Below are 22290 nucleotides of genomic sequence, written 5' to 3' on the forward strand. Positions count from 1 at the left end.
CTTTACTTTTTAAAATTTGTTATGAACACGATACAATTGGTTTGGAAAAATTTAAGTAGACAGTTTGGCTCGGTCTTTCTAAGCATTCTGTTAACGGCGTTTGGAATTTCCATCCTTGCCGTGCTTTCAATTACCGGAGAAACTTTTGAAAAGCAGCTTGACAATAACAGTAAAAATATTGATTTGGTTGTTGGTGCTAAAGGAAGTCCGCTTCAGTTGATTCTATCCAGTGTTTACCATATTGACAATCCGACCGGTAACATTCCATTGGATGAGCTGGAGCCATTACGTCAAAATCCCCTTGTTCAGCTAGCAGTTCCCTTATCTTTAGGCGACAATTTCAAGGGCCATCGCATCGTTGGAACCGATTCATCTTTCTTGTCTATTTACGAAACATCTGTAGCTGAAGGTCGTATCTGGCAAAGTAATTTTGAAGTAGTCATTGGTGATCAAGTTGCAAAAAAACAACAGCTCAAAATTGGCGATCAGATCCATAGTTCACATGGCTTGAGCAAAGATGGGCACCATCATGATGAACATCCTTTTACCATTGTTGGTATTCTAAAACATAACAATAACGTTACCGATAACTTAATTCTAACCAACTTAGAAAGTGTTTGGGATGTACATGGCATTGCACATAAACATGAGCATCAAGAAACAGCGGTAGAGAAAGAATTACGCGAACGTCAAGAAGACCGAGAAGAAACCCTCAAAGCGCACCTGCACCATCATGGTGAAGATATAGCAGAAAATTCATCTGCTCCAGCCAAAACGAACGAAAAAGGACGTCACGAACAGGAAGAACACACTGATCACGAAGAGGGAGCAGTATTTGTGAAATCTATTGGTTCGGATATGGTGAAGCAAAATGGGCTAGAAATAACAGCAATTCTACTAAAATATCAATCACCTGCTGCTATTGGAATTTTGCCAAAATTGATTGATCAGCAAACAGACATGCAGGCCGCATCTCCCGCCATGGAAAGCACTCGTCTATTCTCGCTATTAGGCGTAGGGATAGATTCTTTATCGATACTCGCTTATGTAATTATGTTTATTGCAGGTTTGAGCGTCTTTATTAATTTATATAACGCATTAAAGCAACGTAAATACGACCTTGCCATCATGCGTACGCTTGGAGCCTCCAAAGGAAAACTCTTTGCCATTGTGCTTCTTGAAGGACTAACCATTACGATTCTTGGTGGGTTAATTGGGCTTATAATGGCACATCTAGCGCTTTACTATATCAGTAATCAGACAAGTCAAAGCGCCGATTTTATAGAGGCCTTTACACTTCATCCGAAAGAACTGATTTTCTTGTTTGTTGCTTGTTTAATAGGTATCTTCGCAGCACTTATTCCGGCGATCAAGGCCTACAGGACAAGTATTTCTGGAACACTATCAAATAAATAAGTTTAACTAAGATCACACAACGACAAAAGATCGCAATAAGAAGAGTCGCTTATCCATTAGACAGGAAAATGGAAAATACAGCCGAACAGCTTCTCGATACATAACAATAGCATAACACATGAAAAAAACACTGACAGTATTCTTATTTATATTATTCTGTACCATACAGTCCCAAGCCCAAATAGGCGGTAATCCGGATGTTCCCGATCATACACCTATGATGAACAAAACTTGGGAAGCAATTGATAAGATGGCTTATAAAGTAACTTATAATGGGGCAAAGAAAGTATATACTCCTTTCTATCCAAAAGAACTTAAAGCGCTTGAAAATAAAATTGTTGAATTACCTGGTTACATGGTTCCTCTTCATAGTGGCCGCAACCATAAAAACTTTATGATGTCTGTATTACCCGTAATGCAATGCCAATTCTGTGGATCCAACGGAATACCACCAATGGTTGAAGTAACATTAAAGGGCAATGCAATAAAATTCTCTGAAGATCCAATTAAATTAAAAGGGAAAATGATCTTTACTAAAGATCCGCTTAAGGGAAATGCTGAAATTCAGATTGTAGACGCAGAACCAATAAAATAAACTAGCGTCTATTATTAAACTATTAAATGGGCTTTGCAGATCTCTCACAGCCCATTTACTGGGCCAGGTTCGTCGCTTATTCCCCTATTATCTATTTTATCTATTCAACAGGGAAACTTCCATACAGGCCGCTAAAGCAGCCGTTTCGGTCCTTAAACGCGCTTCTCCCAGTGAGATTGGATGGAATCCCATCTGTAGTGCCAAATCAATTTCCTCTTCAGAGAAATCTCCTTCCGGACCAATTAGGATAATATAATGCTGGTCAGGCTCCAAAACCTGGTTTAAATACTTCTTTTCAGCGTCAACACAGTGTGCAATTGCCTTTTGAACACCTTCTTTTGGGATTTCTCTCAAAAACTGTTTAAACGATACTGCTGGATTTAGCTTGGGGAGATAGGCTTTCAACGATTGTTTCATCGCTGCAACAACCACCTTATTTAGACGATCTAATTTCACCTCTTTTCGCTCAGAATGCTCACAGATAACTGGAGTTATTTCTTGAATTCCAACCTCAGTCGCCTTTTCCAAAAACCATTCGATGCGATCAATATTCTTCGTTGGACCAACAGCAATATGCAAATGATATTTTGGCCGCTGAAAGTCTTCCGCAACATTTAAAATAGTGAGAACAGTACGTTTGGGGTGCGGATCAATAATTTGAGCTTCGTACAAACCACCGCGACCGTCTATGAGATGTAAACGATCGCCAGTATCCATACGAAGCACACGAATAGCATGTTTACTTTCTTCCTCACTAAGGATAAAATTTTCTAATGAAGGATTTAAATCCGGCGTAAAAAATAACTGCATGTGCTTTCGTTATTGTTTTATTCTTCTGTATCATCATCGGCCGATTCGACCAATTCCAATTTGACAAACTCTATGTTCTGCTGAGCCTTCCGGATAATAGTGAATACGTAGCCATATTCTTCTTTACGCTCACCGACTTCAGGAATCTTATCAAAGATTTCGCTCACCAGACCCGACATCGTATCGTAATCCTGACTCTCTGGTAATTCTATCGGGAGAAATTCATTCACATCATGAATACTAGCTCCTGCATCGACCATATATTCCGTTTCAGAGATACGTTCGACAACTGGAGTTTCCTCATCGTATTCATCTTGAATCTCACCAACAAGTTCCTCAACAATATCTTCAAGAGTAACCATACCCGCAGTCCCACCAAATTCATCCAATACAATCGCTAACTGTAGACGTTTTTGCTGGAACTCAGCCATTAGATCATTGATCTTCTTCGTTTCAGGAATGAAATAAGGCTTGCGCATGATATTTCTCATGACAACCTCTTTTCCTTTTGCTAATAGGGGTAAAATATCTTTCGTATGGACAACACCAACGATTTGATCGATATTATCCTCATAAATCGGCAGACGAGAGTACCCCTCTTCCGTCATGGTTTCTATCAGCTCAGAGGCATCAGCCGTGACCTCAACAGCCACAATTTTGGTACGAGGTACCATAATATTCTTAACGATACGTTCGTTAAAATCAAATACATTTTTGATTAACTCGTGCTCAGAAATATCCAGAGCACCAGACTCTTTACCTTTATCCAAAAGATATTGCAACTCCTCAGAAGAGTGAGCAGATTCCCCTTTGGTAACTTCAAATCCCAAAATCTTCAACAGAAAATTAGCGAAACCATTTAGAATCCAAATAAATGGTCTAAAGATAAAGTAGAAAAATTGCAGTGGAACCGCAATTTTCATTGTTGTTGCAACAGGTTTTTGAATAGCAATTGATTTAGGAGCGAGCTCTCCGAACACAATGTGTAACACAGTAATAATCGTAAAAGCCAATACATGTCCTGCATTGGTCGCGATAGTACCTGTCAATTCAACACCGAAAAAACCTAGTACCCCCTGCACAATTTGGGTCATCACAGCCTCTCCTACCCAACCTAAGGCAAGTGAAGAAAGTGTAATACCCAATTGTGTAGCGGCCAAATAACCATCCAAATGCTCCGTTATACTTTTGGCTATTGTAGCAACTTTGCTACCTGTTTTTGCCTGAACTTCAATTTGGGAGACTCGGACCTTTACAATAGCAAATTCTGCCGCGACAAAAAAGCCGTTGGCCAATACTAAAAACAATGTCCAAAATATATCGAGCGCCATGCTTGGGGTTATTTGTTAACAAATTCTTTTTTGTACAACTCGATAGCCTCGATCAAGATTCTTTGTGCTTCTTCACGTCCCTTTACACCTTCAACAATGACATGCTTCTTTTCAAGTGCTTTGTAACTCTCAAAGAATTGTACAATCTCTTTCATTGTATGCGGAGGTAACTGATCAATATCTTTAATGTAATTAAAAACCGGATCGTTTTTAGCTACCGCAATAATTTTATCATCTTGTTCTCCACCATCAACCATATTCATTACACCAATAACCTGTGCTTCAACCAATGTTAATGGTAAAATATCCACTGAACAAATGACCAAAATATCCAAAGGATCTTTGTCATCGCAATAAGTCTGTGGGATAAAACCATAATTGGCAGGATAAACGACAGATGAACTCATTACTCTGTCCAAAAGCAACAAACCAGTTTCTTTGTCTAATTCATACTTTCCTTTGGATCCGTTTGTAATCTCAATGATAGCATTTACGGCATTTGGAACATTCTCACCTGGAGAAACCATGTGCCAAGGGTTTTGTTTACTCATTTTTTAATTTACTGTATATTTTGTTTGTTTCTTTTATCTTTTATACGCTTTTTTAACAACGTTATTGCAATTGGTAAAAATGCAATAACAATCATACCAACGACAACATATTCTACATAATGTATAATCCAAGGGAACTCAATACCAAGGAAATATCCAGACAGGGTCAACACAAGTACCCAAATGGCAGCCCCAGCGACATTATACAGAACGAACTTCTTAAAATCTAATTTTACAACACCTGCGAAGATAGGTGCAAAAGTACGAACTATTGGAACAAATCTTCCTATAATTAAAGCTGTTCCTCCATATTTATGGTAAAATTCTTCGGCCATGACCACATATTTTCGCTTAAAGATGAAACTATCTTTTCGCTTAAACAGCATCGGCCCCGCTCGATAACCAAACCAATAGCCTGTAAAATTCCCTAATACTCCCGCAACAAACAACCCCAAACAAAGCGTGTAAATATTAACGTCAATTTTATTTAGCGCACAAAATAATCCTGCAAGAAATAATAAATAATCACCAGGTAGAAAAAATCCAAAAAATAGACCCGTCTCAGCAAATACAATTAAGATAACCAGATAAAACCCTCCTGAGCTCAATAGCTCCTCCGGGTTTAATAATTGTTGAAATGACAACAAAAGTTCATGCATAACCTTTAGTAAAAATCAATGTTGCGTTCCTTTTTTAGAACAAATCCTACGCTTATTCTTGTACAAATTTGAAACAACAAAGTACAAATATAGCATTCTTCTAAAAATCGAACGTAAATCAAGTGTAATATAATCTTTTCTAATTATTGATTTTGAGCAGTTATGCCGACGATAGACTCGCGAATAGTAGTCGCAATTTCATGAAGTTCGTCCTCTGCCAAGCTCAATTTAGGTCCAGCAAAATTTAAATCACTAATTTTATTAATAGGTACCAGATGTATATGTGCATGAGCCACCTCCAAGCCAACTACTGCTACACCGACTTTTACACAAGGAATCACCTTTTTAATACCTTGAGCAACAATCTTAGCAAAGACCCAAAGTGCCATATATTCATCATCCTCTATATCAAAAATGTAATCTGTTTCTTTCTTAGGGATCACCAGAACGTGCCCCTTAGCCAATGGACTGATATCCAAAAAAGCTAGAAAATCATTACTTTCTGCAACTTTGTAAGCTGGGATCTCCCCAGCAACGATTTTTGAAAAAATTGTCGACATATTATTCTAATCTTGGAATAAATCTTTTAAACAATAATCAGCAAACAACAGACTTTAAAATGCAAAGCCTTCGGTATGTTAGCAATTAAAAATTTAACTGCAAATTTTATCATACCCTGTTTTTATACTGCCAACAAATATAAACAAAAAAGGTCGCGATTACTATATCACGACCTTCTTAATATAAAGTTAATTTGTGGATGTGCGGTTATGGCGTACTAGACAAAAAATAAAACATTGCCTTTATACTGCTTAAACGTACCTATTTTTCATTTCCATATCTAAAAATCATGCTTTTTAGAACATTTAGAACAAATTTAGAACAAAACCTACAGCTGTTTGCCTACACCTTTTAACCTCATATCAGCAATCATTGTTCGCTTCTTTTCGTCTATAAGTTCCCTTTTAGTTTTAGGTTTATTTTTAACAGTTTTTGAATTTGAATTAGTATCACTGATAAGTTCACGTAGGAGGTCTTTATCTTTGCTTTTCTCTAATTTCTGTGTATTTTCTTCGAGTGTTTTTTGATTTCTTAAAAAATCTAGCACATCATAATACTTAGTTCGCAAAGTTATTTCTCTTCCATAACTTTCATAGGTTTGAACATCATTAGTAATAATATCAAAATAATGATTTACTTCTTTAATATCCAAAGGTGAACGAGAATCATTTCCATAGCCTTTATGGGGATTATCCCTTAATATTACTCTTAGTTTATCGAGGTTGGCCAATATACTAAGAACATTACTACGGTCGAAATCCACGCCATATTCACGTGCTGTAAATATGAAAGACGGAGCTAAAAAGAAAAATCCATACGTATTAGTCATATACCAAATATAAGGAATTTTAATATTTCACTTTTAAACAAAGCAATTTTATATTTGTGATTATAGAACTTAATTTTAGCCATGAGAGAAAAACCTAAAAATGAAGATAAAGACCATATTAAAGAGACAATATTTCTAATAATATACACTTTGATTGGAACTTTAGTCTTAGTTTTTGGGGTTTTATTTTTGAATTCCCTTTGGCCGAAAGGATACTTATTAAACTATGATACTTGGGGAACCGTTTCCGATTGGTTTACATTTTTAGTTGCTTTGATTGGTGGTGTCTTCGTTTATAAAACTTTAGATTCTCAAATGAAGGTTCAAAAAGACCAAACTAGAATTTTTAAAATTGAAGAATTAAAATATATAAGGGAAATACGGCCTATTATAAAAATAACACATTCATTGGGAAAAATTTGGCAAGATTTATACTGTGCGCCTGAAAATACGAAGCTTTTGAGTATAGACATTAATGCATTGATTTATTCGGACAGAGAATGTAAATTATCTTACAAAATTTATACTGAGTCCAAAACAATTTTCGAAGTTTCCCCAAATTACATTTTAACAAAGGGAGAAAGCAAATATTATTTTAGAAAGCGTATTAATTTGGAAGTTAAAGATTATATTGATGGAAAACCGCATATTGAAAATCTAATGTTTAAAATAAATTATTTTGATTGTGATGGAAATGAATATTTACACACCTATGAGATAGAATTTCCTTATATCGGTGGCTCATCATATATTCAAATTAAACGTGTTTTTATGGATGATAAGATGATTAGACAATTATTTTAATTCGTTTCATCTTCTTTACCTCTTAGCCCAATTCCCTAAATACCGTTTCAATTTATCAACAATCCGCACCCCTGTATAACGTTCAACAGTCGCAACAATACCGAGCAATTCCGCAATGATAGGTATTGCAATAACCATTTTAAACAACTCAAAAGCTTCTTTAATCAGGTGCATTTGAACGCTGTTAACGGTTATTACCAATACTGAATACATAATCAATTTGACAATAAACGGCTTGGTTACATCCCAAACCTTGGTTGTTTGCTTATCCCCTTTAAAAAACCATACAGCTAAATCCATCAGATAATCAACCGAAACCAAGAATATAAGTAAAATATACAGCTCGTATATAGGTGCAAAGAAAGCAGATATAAAAAATATCAATTTGCTGATTATTGAAGAAGTAAAAAAGGAGTTCAAAATCTCTTTTATAATTTTTAAAATTCCCATCTTTTAACCTCCTATCTTAATATATTTGATACCATTGTTGATGGTAATATCATTGGCGTTGTATTTAGCTAATGCTTGGTTAACTGACAATCCAAATGTCTTTTCAAAATGCGGTGAATCTTTAAAGCTTCGAAAATCTCCACCCCAAAACCAACCTTTACTTTTGAAATAATTGACAACTGTCATAAAATACTTGTCTTCATCCCATGAAGCTGTGTCAAATGTGCCGTTATTGTCTTTATCATATAGAATTACAATGTCGAATGCTAGCGAATAGTTGTGCCATGAGGTGCCACCTTTTGCATTGGTAACTATTTTACCTGCTTTTGTGCGACCTTGCGCGTAAAGTTCATTTTGTTCTTGTATGGTTCTTAAGGTTTGAGTAAATCTCAGTCGTACACCTTTAGGTAATTTGGTATTTATTTCAAGATATTGGTTAGTTAATTCCGTCCTCAATAAAGGGTGCATTAAATCTATTCTTTCAAGCGTAATATTATCCGCCCATTGGAGTCGTTTGTCTTCCATTTTCCAATAAATATTGGACTCGACGGTAAAAGCACGTAGAAAAGTAAAATAAATTAGTTTTACTTATAAAAGGTAGATTGCCGTCTAAAACGGGCTGCATAAGAAGCTATACAAGCCATTATTTACAACATTTAATATCATTAATCCATCTAGATACAAAACCCCTTAAAAGGCTTTATTTATCTTTATATAGAAAGGGGTAAAAATTGATTGGTAATAAGGCTAATTATTTGATTGTTTCAACGGTTAAAAGCTTTTCAATTGGGGTATCTAAAGCTTTTGCAATGGCGAATGCGGTACTAATTGAGCAATTTACAATTCCTCTTTCAATGGTGCTTATCGCTCCATATTCAACATCACACTCCAAAGCTAATTCATTCATTGTCAAACCCTTTTGCAAACGGAATTTTCTCACATTTTGACCAAATGCTGTTATCAATTCTTCGTTCCTTGGGTTCTTCATCGCCATTAGAACAAAAATTGCGATAATATATTTTGAACTATATACGACATGTCGTACATTTGAAATTAAAATTTAACTTATATGAAGAGAATAATATTATCCTACACGCTCGTTGGAGTCGTGTTCTTACTCGAATCATGCTCAAAAAATAATCCACAAGATTTAGCAAAAGAAGTATGTGATTGTTATCGCAAAATGGACCAGATAGCCAATCAAACAGGAAGATTAGAACAACTAGCTCGTTGCCAAACACTTCAACAGTCCAATATGGCAACTCTTGAACGAGTTGGAGTAAATAAAAATTGGACAGATGAACAAGTAAAAACAGCTCGAGACCAATTTGATAAAGTAATCGAAAATTGTAGCAATAAATAATATGGAACTTTTAAATAACGAAAACGAGCTTTTGACAATCCAAATCAATCACGAAAGATTTAAGTTAACAGACAAAAGACTGCTATACAAAAATGGCTCTCAGGAAGCATTTATTGGTATAAATGAGATTCGGGGTGCAGACTTGACGGAACAAGAAGGCAAGCAATATACCTACAATTATAGCTCGTCCAAAGTCGCTATAGGTACAACTGTGGTGGCTTGTCTAATTACATTCGTATACAATGTTTTAGTTAATGACGATGGGGGTATCAGTGGCGCAATTGTTGGTTCCATTGGGGGGAGTTTTTTCGGAATTTTCTACGGTATTGCAATTGGTGCCGTTGTAGGTTTAATAGCTTATATAGTCCAAGAACTAAGTGCCAATAAAGTCAAAATGGTACATTTCACGATAATACAAAAAGACGGAAATTATTGGTATGATGGACTACGAAGTGACAGCCACCGCCAAGCAATAAACAAATTAAAAGAACACATAAATTCCTATATCTACCAATAACAGAAAAGCCCCATGAAAGGGGCTTCTTTATTTCTTTGAGACTGTCCAGTTTAGAATCCTGCCCTACATTTAAAAGGCTGTCCAGTTTCTTCCCCTGTCTCTGATATTTCGAATATAATTTCTAAATTAAAAGGTTAAATTGAATTTAACCTTTTTCAATTCTTCAAGCTTTCCTGAAACGGTAACTACAGACTTAATTTTATCCAATTTTTTATTAATTGTATATTTTCCACCTGTGTTAGGTTCAATTAATTCCACGATTACTTTACGATTTTTCATTTTGCTTACTTTTTATAATAAATCCATTAAAATATCCATTATTATTAAACGGAACAGTTCTTAATACATTATCTTCAAATACTGCACCAAAAATATCAAATTTCTTTGATATTTCATCATATTCTTTTGAAATAGCCATTCTATATAATCTTGTCCTAGAATCTGTACTACCACTAAAGTATATGATACGCTCGGGATATGTTTCATTAAATAAATACGCAGATGAAGCAACTGTTGCTAGAATCATCTCCATATCACCATTTTTACTTTCTACCTTATCGTCAATTTCTAATTTACCAGTCCCTTCATTATACCCCTTAATCTCCCCAAAACATAAATTATAAATATTGTGCTCCTCATTAACTAGCTCATATCTAATAGCTTTTTCAATTTCGCCTTTCCCTCCAACACTTTTAAAAGTGAAATCGACACTATCAGAACTCGAATTGAAAATATATTTTGGATAATTCATTTAAATATAAAAATTAATTCACAAAAATACAAACTTTATTGATATTTAATAAAACAAATATCTTTAATATTTTCCACCTATTTTGGTAAAATATTTAAACAATTGTTTCTAAATGATGAAAATGTTACAGTGAAAACATTACCGCTACACATATCCCCGAAATTGTCACTAAAAGGTACAACCGAAACATTACCGTTAATTTCTAAATCATCATGGTTTTCGAGGAATTTTAAAAAATCTTGTGCTATCTCATTGGTAGCATCAATTACATCAAATTCCGTAATCTCATCGCTTAAGTCCATTATTGCGAATTCCCAAATCGTTGCATTATTATTACCTGCATTAAAATTTGATTTCACGTATTCGAAGTTCAACAATGGGTATTGAAGTTTTTTGTAAGTTGATAGCTTATCAGTATCTCCAAATTTAATGTCATTGACCATCGGATGTTGAGCAAAATATTCTTCAATTATTTTACGGATATATTTAAGATTTCTAACCATAGTACCCCCTTCTGTAATAGTTTACTTTGCTCGCTCGCTCCTTATAATATTGGGTTGAATAGTCAATATTATCACCCAAATAGATATTCATCGAATTAAATGTACTGTCAGCATCAATTGATGTATTTGTTGTTTCATCATTGTCATTCGTAAAATATTTGATAAGGCGTGTCTTATAACCATCCATTTTTTGTTTTACTGTCTGGACCGCTGAATCTTTGTCTTTTATCGGCAAAGCTGACAAGGTTGCATCAGTTGAAACGTTAATACCCTTATTGTTAATTTTTAAGTGCAAATAGTCGATTGCATACCCTATAGTCGCATAAATCAAAAACGGCTCAATGACTTCATCAAGAACATAATTATCTGTTTCCGTTGTCGTATCTTCTGCAATTTTGGTTCTCATTGATGCAATATATTCGGCACCAATTAAAGGCTCCAATTCTAGGTCAGTTGCTTCATTTAATGCTATCTGTAATATATCTTCATCTATATTAGATGGTAATACACTATTGTTTTTTATGCTTTGTATACTTATTAAATTTACTTTTTCCATATTAGTATTAAGGTTTAAATACCCTCACTGGTTGCCAAAAATGGCGACAATGTTTGTTCCGAATACCAGTTTTCTTATCCAGCCAATAGCCCCCGCAATGCTCCATTACATTGTAACCGAATGCAGTACTAAATTTTTGAATATCCGATGCACTGAAATACTTGTTAGAATTAATTACAGCTTCACAAAAGTGACATGTAGTTGGAATGATTGTATTGCCCGATGCTTCATCCCTTTTTTGATAATCATACCATACCTCAATTTTATTAGCATTGTTAATGCCCGATGGTGCAGTATGAATTATGTTACTTGCTGTATTGATTTTTGCACTAATTAGACCTGCATTTTTAAGCAACTCTATAGCATTTTGAACATCTTGTTTGCTTACATTTTGATTTAATTCCTTACCAACTTTTATTGCAATCTCATCAAGTGTCATACCCTCAATCTTGTTATCTAAAAGGTATTCTTCAATTGAATTGTAATTACTTGCAAAATGATAATGTCCACAACCTGAAAACTTAGCTTTACCGATTAAAACAAAATCCTCTTTCGCTGTACCTAAATGCTTTACCTTTTCAAAATCTTCAATAGTAGCTGAATAAGATTCTATTTCATCATCATCTTTTTTTTTATCAGATGCAAAAGATTGAGTTGTGGTTAGTAACGTATCACCATCAGGCAATGGTTCTAAACCTGCTTCGGAACGCAATTCATTTACGGTCATTATCTTCTCTTTAGTCGCACTATCCAATTCAGGTTTGAAAAGTCTTTCTTTGTCTTTTAGGTCAATTATTGGTAATCTGTCGTCTGCTTGAAATAGCTTGTTGAATGCGTTAACAATTTCTATACGCTTATCTTTAACATAATTGTTTTTAAATAATTGATAGGCGTTTTCTAACTCGGTGGCATTGCCCAGACTTCCTTCTTTTTCAATTCCGAAAAGGATTGAACTAGTCGCTTGATGTGCAGATAGAATATTGCGTTCCGTTTTTTTAATGACCTCGATTAGTTTACTTGCATAATCATCTGCTTCTATGGTGTCAATTGCCATCGGTGTACCTTGTGGTGCATTAAATTCAACAAGTAAATTTTCACCATCAGCACCACTGAATATGTCACGGAATTTTTTAGTAATTACTCTTTGTTGGTCTTCTGATACCTGACCGTTAAAAGTCTTGATAACTTTAGTTAATGAAAATCCGTTCGCAACGTTATTTTTAAACAAGGTTGTGACTAACATATCAGTTACTGCACTTTCAATACATTTATAATCGGGTGTTGAATAGGTATTATTTACCGATACATTGTAAGACGAAAAGTAAAACAATTTAGGCTCTGTAGTCTCATTCGATTTTGGAAAATACTTTGGGTAAGACAATACAGTCCTTGGTGTGTTTTTCCAATCTTTATTTACAAAGAATGTGGTTTTGCTATTATTTAACCTAACATGATGCAAAGGCACATGGTAGTAATTATACGGTTCCCCCAATTGATTAAAAGTAACTTCAACAGCAAAAGCATTAAAGTAAACTAAATCATTAATACATTTTTTTATCAATTCCGATAGCGAATCATCTTCGTTTACTCTAATTTCATCTAAAAACTCCCCTGATTTTCTATCAATTAGACCATCACCAAAGATATAATTGGATTTTGAGTTTAATATTGAACCGTGCAACGATGATTTGTCAGCGATATCAATTAAAAAATTAGGGTACAAGTTATCTTCTCCCCAGTTAACATGTCTATCAGCATTATTTTGCTTTGGCTCAGTTGGCAATGGTGTAATAAATCTTGCAAAATTTTCTACTTTATAATTTATATGGTTATTTTTTTCGTCCATCAATCACTTTTCTTACTTCTGTTGGTCGCTCAATAGCAACTTCTTTGTCTTCTCCGATGACTCGGATAAAACCGCTATCAACCACGCTATTATTATAGATTAGTTGATACCTATATTTTCCTTCCTCTACACCTTCAAATCCTTCTTTAACCTCAATAAATCGCTCCGTTATTTTGGTTGGAATAATTGTAAATGATGATTCCTTATTCGATGCTTCTTTGGTTAACTTCAATGTGACTTCCCCAATTATAGTATAGGGTGCGACATTGAAGAACAAAGAATTTGTAAGGAGTTTTTTATCTATAATCATCTTCTTTTTGAATAAATATTGGCTCAATAAAAAAGGGGACTTGAATAAGCCCCCTCGAATAATTAAGTAATGAATGATTTTAAAATCTAATTTGGGATTAGATTAATGTTGCGAGAATCGTTTTGTCTAATTCAGGTGTTGGAGCGTAAATCTCCCCAGAAAAAGATAACGTTCTGTTTAAATCTGTTGCGCTGATTGTGCCAACACTTTCTTTTAATTGAACAGTTCCATCAAGGCCACCAACAACATAAGAGCCATTAGCTAATTCAATTATGATTGAAACAGCTTGACCGAGCAAGGAAGTAACAAATTGATTTGCTTCTGCTGAATAACCAACCATTTGTGCAGTATATGCAAACGTTCCGCTTATAATGCCGTTATCACCGACTGTAATAGTATCGGTTACATTATTTTGTTTATTTTCTACTTCGATTTTCACGAATTTCTTTGAAGTCTGTAAACCGACTTCGCTCACTTTGCCTGCTGTAATGGAATATACAGAGGTTGAGCCTTCAACATTTTTTAGGTCAGAAAAACTTATCATGTAGATATTTTTGGTACCACCAATTAACTTTTCTCCACATTGCTTTATGTAACCAACCAGACTGGAATTGCATGCCATATTTTTAATATTTTTATAAAAAAAGGTGGTGATTGTTATTGCACCACCTTTATAATTTCATTTGTTAAATAGCTATTACGCTACGTCTAAAACACCAATCTCTTGCTTGTAAATCGCTGTTGCACCTAACGAGAAACGAGCTTGTACTTTTACTTCATCGTCATCTTTTGAGTACCAATGTTCAAGCTCTGTAGATTTTAAATCACCGCCTGTTTGAAAATTCCTTGCACGTCCGTAAATAACTTTATTAGTCCCATTCAAGCCATTAGCGATTTGGAAAATTGCAGTAGTACCAAACAATGTGTTATCATCAGTAGCTTGATAGATGTTCTTTCCTGCCAATACTGCTTTGTATTTATCATACACTTCTTTACCTAAAAAGATTCTGAAATCCTCTTGGTCTCTTACCTCAATTGGCATAGCCAAATAAGCGTTTTGCAATTCTGCAATAATATCAGCACCTGTAACTGTCGATAAATCAAAAGTTCCTGTTGCTAACTGCTTTAAGAAACCATCAATAAATTTCATGTTACCTGTTTTTGTTTTATCGCCCTGCCAAACTAATTTTTCAATTTCAGCTTGATTTTTGCTAGCAACATCGTCACCGATATGCTCAATAAATAAAGCATCGTCAAAGCCGTTTTCACCACGTTGTTTTGCTTTCAAGTCTTCAACAGCGTATGTTTTTACTAATGTGCGAGCGCACAAAGGGAATTTCATTGCGATTGGTTGAACTACCAATACATTTTGTGCTAATGCTACAGAACCCAATTCAGACAATTTACATGCTGAACCGTCTTGCCAAACTACATCAGTCTCTAATAATTGAATAGCTTGATTACCCATTGCGGTTGGGTCGAATGAACCTTGGTTTGTTAAAAATTCAATTGTTTTTCCACCTAAAATGGATTTAAGCATAAACTTTCTTGACTGTTCGGAAGTATATGCAGGTAAATTAGTTACGTTATAACTCATTATAATTTTTATATTTTAAAATTGGTTAGGCTAACTTTTTTGCAAGACTTGCCCATTTATCTTCTTTTACGTCCTCTGCAACCGTATTTTGCTTTGAAAAAGATGCAGGCGTATTTTTTAGGATGGTTTTAAACTCCTCGATTTTGGTATCGATTTCTTTCGCAAACTCTCCTTTCAATTCTTTGATTTTAGCTTTCAAGTCCTCAATTTCAGCTTTCAAAACATCGACTTCGTTATTATCGACTGTTGGTTCGTCGGCTAATTTTTCTTTATCCTTTTCTTCCTCGTCAACGTTTTCGATAATCAAATCAATTGCTTTTTCTTCTTCAGCTTTTTTATTTTCTTCTTCAGCAGTTAATTCTTCTTCAGCAACGTCATTTGCAACTGTGATTACTTCAGCAATTTTGCCATCAGCTACAATGAAAGAATCACCATTCGGTAATTCAACTTTTCCATCGGGTGCTAATTCTGAACCGTTAGATGTGCTTACATAAACTTCTGAACCAACTTCGTTAGATGTATATTCATATACCGTTTCACCAACAGAATCTGACTTGAAAGAAAACTTAGATACTAGAGAATCGTATTTTGCTTTAATTTCTTTAAATGATTTAATATTCATTTTGTCTCTTTATTTCCAATAAATATTGGGCGGTTGTTTTTCCTATTTTAGAGACTTTAAAGCGTTGTCAATTTCTTGTTCAAGTGTGATTTGGGAGTTAAAATTTTGGGTTAATTGGTTTATAAAATACCCCTCTACACTGAACCCTGTAAAGGTTCCATCTTTGATGAATTTCCAAAGTTTTTGGGAACTAGTTTCGTTTTTATCTAACTGTACCCCCACTATCCAAGTACCATCAGGTGCGTTAATTCCGTGCGGTGCATTTAAGCCCATAACTGAATCAACTATATAGCTTTGCCACACATGTGCATTTACAAAAGTGTCGGAATGTTGAAGGTTGATAGAATGCTGATAGCCCGAATAAAAATAGTTTTGTGCTATTGTGCGAATGGTGTCCTTTGAGAAAAACACATCATATTCTTCTTTTGTCGCTTCATCGTATCGTGGAATTATCTTATGGGGAATCATTGCTACCCCAATTAATTCAAATCGTTCTTCACTAGTTATCGCAAAGGTTTCTTTCTTTTCCTGTTTGCTAAAAGCTAAAAAAGAACTTTCAACAGCGGGGGAATCAACGATTGAAATCACATTTACGTCCATTCCAATAGAGGGGTTTATCTTTAATTCATATAGTTTTCTGTCCATATATTTTTAAATAAATATTGGTGGACAATAAAAAACCCCTCATTAAGAGGGGCTAAAAACTAATAGCTAGAAATCTTTTTAAGGAATTGATTTTTCTGTTCGTTACTTTCCAAATCACTATTTGTTATGTAAGCTTTAACAACTGTCTGTTCTTGTTGCTGTTGAATTACATCGCTTAGTTTATCGGTACCGTTTTCCGACTGCTTCAAAACAGTTGAATTTATTACCGGTGCTTGCACTGCTGAACCTAACGCACTGCTTGCATCTGCCCCTGCTCCGCTAGATGTGTCACCATCAACTTTAACGCTCATTATTTTTTTGACGGTGGCTAATCCCGATGCAATAGTAGTCGCTAACGCTACGAAGTTGAAAGGGTACGGAACATCTTTATAAGCTTTTACACCTGCTACATAAGTGTCAATTGTTGCTGTTGCTATACCTGCAACTTTTCCTGCAACGGTGGATTCTCCTAACAGTTGTTGCGCTTGGTCAGTGGCTCCTGATATTACGGAGAGATTATCAAGTTTGGCTTTTGTCTCTTCATCTAATAACTTTTTCTTAGCTTTTGCATTTGCCTTTTCTGCCTTTTGAATGGTTTGTTGATGCTTAATTGTTGCATCTTCAATTTCCTTATTGTTTGCTTCGATTGCACCTAGCTTAGCATTTAGCTCTGCTTGAACATTGGTTATTTCATTTGCATTAACCGATGGGTCAGCCATTAGTTCCTTCAATCTCGCTTGACCTTCTTCATATAGCCTTTGAATCTCGGAATTTTCAAGATTTTTAGATTCTGTTGTAATTAACAATAAAGTATCTTCGTAATCTTTGGTTGCCTGCAATTGAGCATCTAACTTTTGTTTTTGGATTTTAAAGCTATCATCTTCGTCTATTTCATTTTTGGTTGATGAGGAATTTAAATCCTTTTCGGCTTCCTTTTGTGATATAGCTAATTGTTTCAATTGCGATAAATACAATAATTGATTCTGTAATCTTGTATCCAAATCAGCTTTTTGTTCTGCTGTAGCATTTTCTTTTTGCCTATTATAACCTTCGATGGTCTCTAAATACTCTCTTGAAAAATCATCAAGGAATTGACGGCTGTTTCCCCTAATGTAATTGAAGTACTCGTCATCATATTTTTTATTGACAATATTGCGTTCTATTCGTTCCGCTTCTTCAAGCTTGGAAATATCTTGATTTAATTTCCTTGCTACTGCAATCTGTTCTTTATACTTATCTGCAAGATTTTTTAATTCTGTCTGTCTTGCATTGTGGTTGGAAGCGTAAGTTATTTTTTCGGCTTCTTTTAGGTAGCCTTTTAACTGATTTAATAGTGTATCATATTCCTGCTTTGCCTTATCTGCACGCTCTTTAGCAAGGTCATTGATTCTTTTACGCTCGGACAAAATCAATACATTACGCTCAGTATTTAAATCAATCAATTGCTTCTGTTCCTCCTCATTTAATTGTTTGTTCACTTTTGCCGTTTCGAGCAATGATTGACGTTTTAGTGAATTGCGTTTTAGTGATAATTCATAAATTTCTTTTTCTTTGTCCCCCTGAGCTTGGAGCATTTCGATTTGGGAATCAATTCCTGCCGTGATACCTTCATTCAATTTTTTCAAGCGTTCTAATTGTCGCTCAGCTTCTGAGGTAATCCCGATAAAATCAGTAACTTTTTGAATAATATTACCAATAAACTCCGCAACATCTTTAAGACCAGGAACGAGGTTAAAAACAACTTCTTTAAGCTTATCAAAATTTGCGATTAAATAAGTTAGTGCTGCCACGGCTAAGCCGATTCCAATTGATTTAAAGGCTAGACCAAAGCCCTCTGTTGCTGTTGTAGCCCCTTGCGTTGCTGTCGTTAATGTTCCTGTTGCATCACTTGCCGTTTCCGTCGCATCGGCTATATTGTTAATTGTATCGGTCGCTTCTTTTGCGGATTTAAATGATGAAATTAATGTTACCCATTGCTTACGGAATTGGTTTAATGATTGCAACCCCTGCATAACTGATTGTAATTGCATCAGTTTGGCGATACTTTCTTCTGCTCCTTTGCTTTCAATTCCCATTAGCTGTAATGCACCTGTCACACCGCCAAAAACCCCAGTTAAGTTCTCCCCTGCTTCGATGAATTTGCCCCATTTATCAGCTGATAATGAGTCTAACGCCATATCAACATTTATAACATGTTGTTTCAATTCCGCTACACGGTTCAACATATTATTAAACTCCTCCGTACCTGTTTGCCCTGCCTGAGCCATAGCATATAATCGGTCTTCCAACAACCCAATCGTTTGGTTTGTATCGACAAAACCGTCTTCCATTGCAGTAATTTGCAAGGTTAAATCCTTCGCTTCATTTGCAAGCTGTTGCAGTCGCAAAGGGTCTTTTGTGCTTCTCTGCTCGTCACGAAGCTTTGACAATAAGTCATCCATTTCATCCAATGAGAGGATTGTATTTTTTAGGTCTTTATTGTCAGTTTGAGGTTTGACTTTATTGTTATTTACATCATCGATGTTATCATTTAAGTCTTCAATGACTCTACCTACATTTTGTATTTCGTCAACATTGGAAGAGGGATTTATGATTGTTTCATTGAGGTCTTTTATTGCTTTTGTAGTTTGGTCAATCTCCATATTGACTTGCGCCAATGCATCGCCCGAAACTTTTAATTTGACCTCTTCTAGAGCATCTAATTTTTTTTCGAGTTCTTGAACTTTCTTTTCCGCTTCTGCTACATCGACGGATACGCCTAGTAATATTTCTTCTTTATTATTATTGCCTTTAATAGCCATTATGATTTTCAAATAAATATTGGCTCAATGGCTAAGGATGGAAACAAAAAAGGCTCCCCGATCAGGGAGCCTTCACATACTCTGGTAGGTAGTATATAGTTATGTATTAATATTCTGCTTTGACCGCTTCAACACCTTTCATAATGTTGAAAATCCAATCTAGGCGTTTATTATCATTTCTGACTAAAGTGTAACTAGCTAATTGACCGTTAGAAAAATTGAAATCAATAACTCCATCAGGCTCTGATATTATTCTATACGTATTATCACCATTTAGCATTTTAAGCGAATAAACAAAATCCTTACCGTAAATCTCTTTATACGCCCCTTTTAGGTTTGTGATAAACTCCTCTTTAGTATTTCCTTTTTTTATGGTGTATTCGTATTGATATGGGTCTTTATCTCCCTCACAACTTGTAAATATGGTTGTTGTTAGTCCTAACACAACCAACAATAGTAATATGGCTTTTTTCATACTGCAAATTTAATATTTTTTTATTGATTTAAACGATAATTTTTTGAAAAACAACACTCGAAAGTGACTGATTATCTGGCATATAATTAATTTTCACTATTTTATAATATGATGCTCCACTATCAGTTTCTAAATAAATCCCTCTAGACAAATCCAAATTACCTATATCAAAGGATGTTAGGTTAACTTTAGCTTCCAAAAGATGTACATCCATATTATTCTGTTGAAGAATCAACTTTTGAAAAAATGTATCAAATAATGTTGGATAGGTTTGTGAGGTCGGATAAAATACTTCAAAAGGAGTTCCAAAAGTCATATCAAATTTCAATGTACCGTCATCCCAAATAGTTGTCAATTCTCCGACTTTGGTAATGTTGATATTATCGGGTTTAAAATTATATGCATTTTCGTTTTGTTTCTTCCATTTACCCCGATTTATGTTAACCGTCTTTTGTCCTTTATAGAGACATAACCGCAACTCGGTATTATAAGCTTCTTTGTAGTTATTTTCGTCATACGTGAATAAGCAAAGCATATCCAAGTCATTTACCTTTGTTATGATAGGTGCTGAAAAAACACTTTCTACGGTCTTCTCATCCTCATTATATTCAACAATACCATCCAATTTTTTAGAGCCGTAAACCTCTTTGTATTTCTCGCTATAGGTCGTATTTAACCAATCCTCCGCTTCTGCATAAGTCCATGTATAACTTTTTGCTACGTCTGATATCGGTGTAATTTTGTAATTCGCAATATCCAATTTGCTGGTCCAATCCAAGGAGTTTGCTATTAAATTCTTCGGTAAACACTTGTCAAAATATTCATCATAGGTTGCAAAATAGATATGCTTCTCATTCTCAACTTTAGTATAGCAAACGAGATTGAAGATTTTCATTACCTCTTTTATAACATCGTACTGTTTTAAATCAGGTAAAACATAACTGTTAAACTCAAAAGTATTTCCCTCGGCTAGTTCTGTGATAGTATTGTTTAATGAGGAATTTCCAAATTCAATTATTCCACCATTCACACGGCCTGCAACATTCGATGTAGGAATTTTCCCACCGCTTGAATAGTTAACATTTGATGTATCTATATTCTTGATGTACATCCTTACACCAACATAATCACCTTCATTGACAGATAGCCTAGTTGATACAGATACATTTGTTGTCCTTTGGTCCGTACTTGATTGAGAATAATATTGTTTTCGAGATATAGAACTATTAAAAACCTCTTCGAACTCTCCATCTTGCGATTCTTTTTTTACTATGGAACAAACTAAGTCATACGTTACAAAAGCTGTTGATTGGTTATTCGGTGATTGATTTCCTAGTACCCAATTGGTAATATCTAAAACCTTAATATCTGCCTTAACATCGCATTCTTTTTGCTTCTCACTTTTGATTGCGGTTGATGATTGATTATTTGAAAAATCACTATCATAAGTGTATAGGTTAAATTTTACTAATCCTCCATCTTGATTAAAATCAACATACGGTTGAACTCCATCGACTGCACATAAAGAGTAGTAAATAACACTATTGGTAACTATTCCACTATTTGATGGAATAAGTAATTTTTGAAAAACGTTATTGAAATTCCCATCAATAGAATAAGTGTATCCCTTGCCCTCGAATATTTTTTTGAATAGAGTATTAACGAACAAAGCAGGTTTGTAATTGCGTAAATCCCATGTCTTTGTTGCTCCGTCTTCGACCTGCTCAGGCACACCACCATGACCATAATCCACTAACGGATATAAGTAACCACTTGTATTATTTAAGGAGTTTTGAAAAGTAGTTTGGTTATATGTGTGGGTCAATTCTGAAAAATCTAAATCAACTATCTTTGACTCTTTCAGCTTACTAAAGAAAGTACCGCGATAACCAACAATTACGCCTTCATAATTCACTACTCCGTTCTTAGTTTCTATTTTCAAAATCCTGAATAGCCCTTTTGATATTAACTCATCGTTTTCGTAAACTAAGCAATCTACCTGACGACCAAATGAAAAGTTCGATTTAAGTTTATGGGAATTAGAGGAGTTTGTAAATCTATCTATTGAAAATAGATAACCAAGTGCATTATTGTTGTGATTGTTACCAACTATTTTAACGGTCTTTGTTGCATTATCCACACCCTTTGTTATATCCTCTACATCGATTAATTGATATGTCATGTCGGTTACTAAACCACCATTATCTAAATCTATTTGTATTGGTTGTTCTCCCTCATTTACCAAAAATAATTCTACCATGTTTTACTTATAAATATTGGACTCTTGGAGAATACTAA

Annotated in this window: 27 protein-coding genes; 5 read left to right on the top strand and 22 right to left on the bottom strand. The window is 34.7% G+C overall.

Annotated elements, in window-relative coordinates; translation table 11 throughout:
• Nucleotides 1-21: 21 nt before the first annotated feature.
• Together GVK91_RS12890 and GVK91_RS12895 are read left to right on the top strand one after the other, a co-directional pair.
• Complete coding sequence (locus tag GVK91_RS12890) at nt 22-1416, top strand: FtsX-like permease family protein (RefSeq protein WP_153845013.1); 1395 nt, start codon at nt 22-24, stop codon at nt 1414-1416.
• Nucleotides 1417-1534: 118 nt separating this feature from the next.
• Entirely contained in the window at nt 1535-2011 is a 477-nt protein-coding gene (locus GVK91_RS12895; protein ID WP_159729181.1) for a hypothetical protein, read from the top strand.
• A 96-nt stretch (nt 2012-2107) separates the two neighbouring features.
• On the opposite strand, the gene GVK91_RS12900 is transcribed toward GVK91_RS12895, so the two are convergent.
• The 6 genes from GVK91_RS12900 to GVK91_RS12925 form a co-directional block, all read right to left on the bottom strand.
• Nucleotides 2108-2821 carry a 16S rRNA (uracil(1498)-N(3))-methyltransferase gene (locus GVK91_RS12900; protein WP_153845015.1) on the bottom strand — a complete coding sequence of 238 codons (714 nt, stop codon included), beginning with the start codon at nt 2819-2821 and terminating at the stop codon, nt 2108-2110.
• Between the two features lie 17 nt (nt 2822-2838).
• Nucleotides 2839-4152, bottom strand: coding sequence for a hemolysin family protein (locus GVK91_RS12905; RefSeq protein ID WP_153845016.1), 1314 nt, complete (start codon nt 4150-4152; stop codon nt 2839-2841).
• Between the two features lie 8 nt (nt 4153-4160).
• Entirely contained in the window at nt 4161-4703 is a 543-nt protein-coding gene (locus GVK91_RS12910) for an inorganic diphosphatase (RefSeq protein ID WP_115047605.1), read from the bottom strand.
• An 8-nt stretch (nt 4704-4711) separates the two neighbouring features.
• Complete coding sequence (locus GVK91_RS12915; protein ID WP_046674211.1) at nt 4712-5362, bottom strand: DedA family protein; 651 nt, start codon at nt 5360-5362, stop codon at nt 4712-4714.
• Between the two features lie 143 nt (nt 5363-5505).
• Nucleotides 5506-5922 carry an HIT family protein gene (locus tag GVK91_RS12920; protein ID WP_153845017.1) on the bottom strand — a complete coding sequence of 139 codons (417 nt, stop codon included), beginning with the start codon at nt 5920-5922 and terminating at the stop codon, nt 5506-5508.
• Between the two features lie 329 nt (nt 5923-6251).
• Nucleotides 6252-6752: a hypothetical protein gene (locus GVK91_RS12925; RefSeq protein ID WP_159729183.1), complete on the bottom strand. Its 501-nt coding sequence runs from the start codon at nt 6750-6752 to the stop codon at nt 6252-6254.
• An 81-nt stretch (nt 6753-6833) separates the two neighbouring features.
• Here GVK91_RS12925 and GVK91_RS12930 point away from each other — a divergent pair, with 81 nt between their 5' ends.
• Complete coding sequence (locus GVK91_RS12930; RefSeq protein WP_159729185.1) at nt 6834-7556, top strand: hypothetical protein; 723 nt, start codon at nt 6834-6836, stop codon at nt 7554-7556.
• Between the two features lie 15 nt (nt 7557-7571).
• Here the strand turns inward: GVK91_RS12930 and GVK91_RS12935 are convergent, their stop codons facing one another.
• From GVK91_RS12935 to GVK91_RS12945, 3 genes are all read right to left on the bottom strand, one after another.
• A complete protein-coding gene (locus GVK91_RS12935) occupies nt 7572-8006 on the bottom strand; it encodes a phage holin family protein (protein WP_159729187.1) in 435 nt (144 codons plus the stop codon).
• Nucleotides 8007-8009: 3 nt separating this feature from the next.
• Nucleotides 8010-8531 carry a M15 family metallopeptidase gene (locus tag GVK91_RS12940; protein ID WP_159729189.1) on the bottom strand — a complete coding sequence of 174 codons (522 nt, stop codon included), beginning with the start codon at nt 8529-8531 and terminating at the stop codon, nt 8010-8012.
• A 226-nt stretch (nt 8532-8757) separates the two neighbouring features.
• Nucleotides 8758-9000 carry a helix-turn-helix domain-containing protein gene (locus tag GVK91_RS12945; RefSeq protein ID WP_159729191.1) on the bottom strand — a complete coding sequence of 81 codons (243 nt, stop codon included), beginning with the start codon at nt 8998-9000 and terminating at the stop codon, nt 8758-8760.
• Nucleotides 9001-9075: 75 nt separating this feature from the next.
• On the opposite strand from GVK91_RS12945, the gene GVK91_RS12950 reads away from it, so the two are divergent.
• Complete coding sequence (locus GVK91_RS12950) at nt 9076-9369, top strand: hypothetical protein (RefSeq protein ID WP_159729193.1); 294 nt, start codon at nt 9076-9078, stop codon at nt 9367-9369.
• Between the two features lies 1 nt (nt 9370).
• Complete coding sequence (locus tag GVK91_RS12955) at nt 9371-9886, top strand: hypothetical protein (protein ID WP_159729195.1); 516 nt, start codon at nt 9371-9373, stop codon at nt 9884-9886.
• A gap of 126 nt (nt 9887-10012) precedes the next feature.
• Here GVK91_RS12955 and GVK91_RS12960 read toward each other — a convergent pair whose 3' ends face one another.
• The 13 genes from GVK91_RS12960 to GVK91_RS13020 form a co-directional block, all read right to left on the bottom strand.
• Nucleotides 10013-10165 (bottom strand): hypothetical protein, encoded by a 153-nt coding sequence (locus tag GVK91_RS12960; RefSeq protein WP_159729197.1) that lies wholly within the window; start codon nt 10163-10165, stop codon nt 10013-10015.
• Nucleotides 10152-10637: a hypothetical protein gene (locus GVK91_RS12965; protein WP_159729199.1), complete on the bottom strand. Its 486-nt coding sequence runs from the start codon at nt 10635-10637 to the stop codon at nt 10152-10154. Before GVK91_RS12965 ends, GVK91_RS12960 begins: the two co-directional genes overlap by 14 nt.
• Nucleotides 10638-10714: 77 nt before the next feature.
• The gene (locus GVK91_RS12970; protein WP_159729201.1) at nt 10715-11140 is read right to left on the bottom strand and encodes a hypothetical protein; all 426 of its coding nucleotides are present in this window, start codon (nt 11138-11140) and stop codon (nt 10715-10717) included.
• Entirely contained in the window at nt 11133-11696 is a 564-nt protein-coding gene (locus tag GVK91_RS12975) for a hypothetical protein (RefSeq protein WP_159729203.1), read from the bottom strand. The genes GVK91_RS12970 and GVK91_RS12975 overlap by 8 nt, the downstream gene beginning before the upstream one ends.
• A gap of 7 nt (nt 11697-11703) precedes the next feature.
• Complete coding sequence (locus GVK91_RS12980; RefSeq protein ID WP_159729205.1) at nt 11704-13542, bottom strand: hypothetical protein; 1839 nt, start codon at nt 13540-13542, stop codon at nt 11704-11706.
• Nucleotides 13526-13852 carry a hypothetical protein gene (locus tag GVK91_RS12985; RefSeq protein ID WP_159729207.1) on the bottom strand — a complete coding sequence of 109 codons (327 nt, stop codon included), beginning with the start codon at nt 13850-13852 and terminating at the stop codon, nt 13526-13528. The genes GVK91_RS12980 and GVK91_RS12985 overlap by 17 nt, the downstream gene beginning before the upstream one ends.
• Before the next feature lie 97 nt (nt 13853-13949).
• Nucleotides 13950-14474, bottom strand: a complete 525-nt coding sequence (locus GVK91_RS12990) for a hypothetical protein (protein ID WP_159729209.1) — start codon at nt 14472-14474, stop codon at nt 13950-13952.
• Between the two features lie 75 nt (nt 14475-14549).
• Nucleotides 14550-15449 carry a hypothetical protein gene (locus GVK91_RS12995; RefSeq protein WP_159729211.1) on the bottom strand — a complete coding sequence of 300 codons (900 nt, stop codon included), beginning with the start codon at nt 15447-15449 and terminating at the stop codon, nt 14550-14552.
• 25 nt (nt 15450-15474) lie between these two features.
• Entirely contained in the window at nt 15475-16071 is a 597-nt protein-coding gene (locus GVK91_RS13000; protein WP_159729213.1) for a hypothetical protein, read from the bottom strand.
• Between the two features lie 42 nt (nt 16072-16113).
• Nucleotides 16114-16716 carry an XkdF-like putative serine protease domain-containing protein gene (locus GVK91_RS13005; RefSeq protein ID WP_159729215.1) on the bottom strand — a complete coding sequence of 201 codons (603 nt, stop codon included), beginning with the start codon at nt 16714-16716 and terminating at the stop codon, nt 16114-16116.
• Nucleotides 16717-16775: 59 nt separating this feature from the next.
• Nucleotides 16776-19517, bottom strand: a complete 2742-nt coding sequence (locus GVK91_RS13010) for a hypothetical protein (RefSeq protein ID WP_159729217.1) — start codon at nt 19515-19517, stop codon at nt 16776-16778.
• Nucleotides 19518-19623: 106 nt separating this feature from the next.
• Nucleotides 19624-19992 carry a hypothetical protein gene (locus GVK91_RS13015; RefSeq protein ID WP_159729219.1) on the bottom strand — a complete coding sequence of 123 codons (369 nt, stop codon included), beginning with the start codon at nt 19990-19992 and terminating at the stop codon, nt 19624-19626.
• Between the two features lie 28 nt (nt 19993-20020).
• Nucleotides 20021-22252 carry a hypothetical protein gene (locus GVK91_RS13020; RefSeq protein WP_159729221.1) on the bottom strand — a complete coding sequence of 744 codons (2232 nt, stop codon included), beginning with the start codon at nt 22250-22252 and terminating at the stop codon, nt 20021-20023.
• Nucleotides 22253-22290 lie beyond the last annotated feature (38 nt).

This window comes from Sphingobacterium sp. 18053, from assembly GCF_902706145.1.
GTDB lineage: Bacteria > Bacteroidota > Bacteroidia > Sphingobacteriales > Sphingobacteriaceae > Sphingobacterium > Sphingobacterium paramultivorum.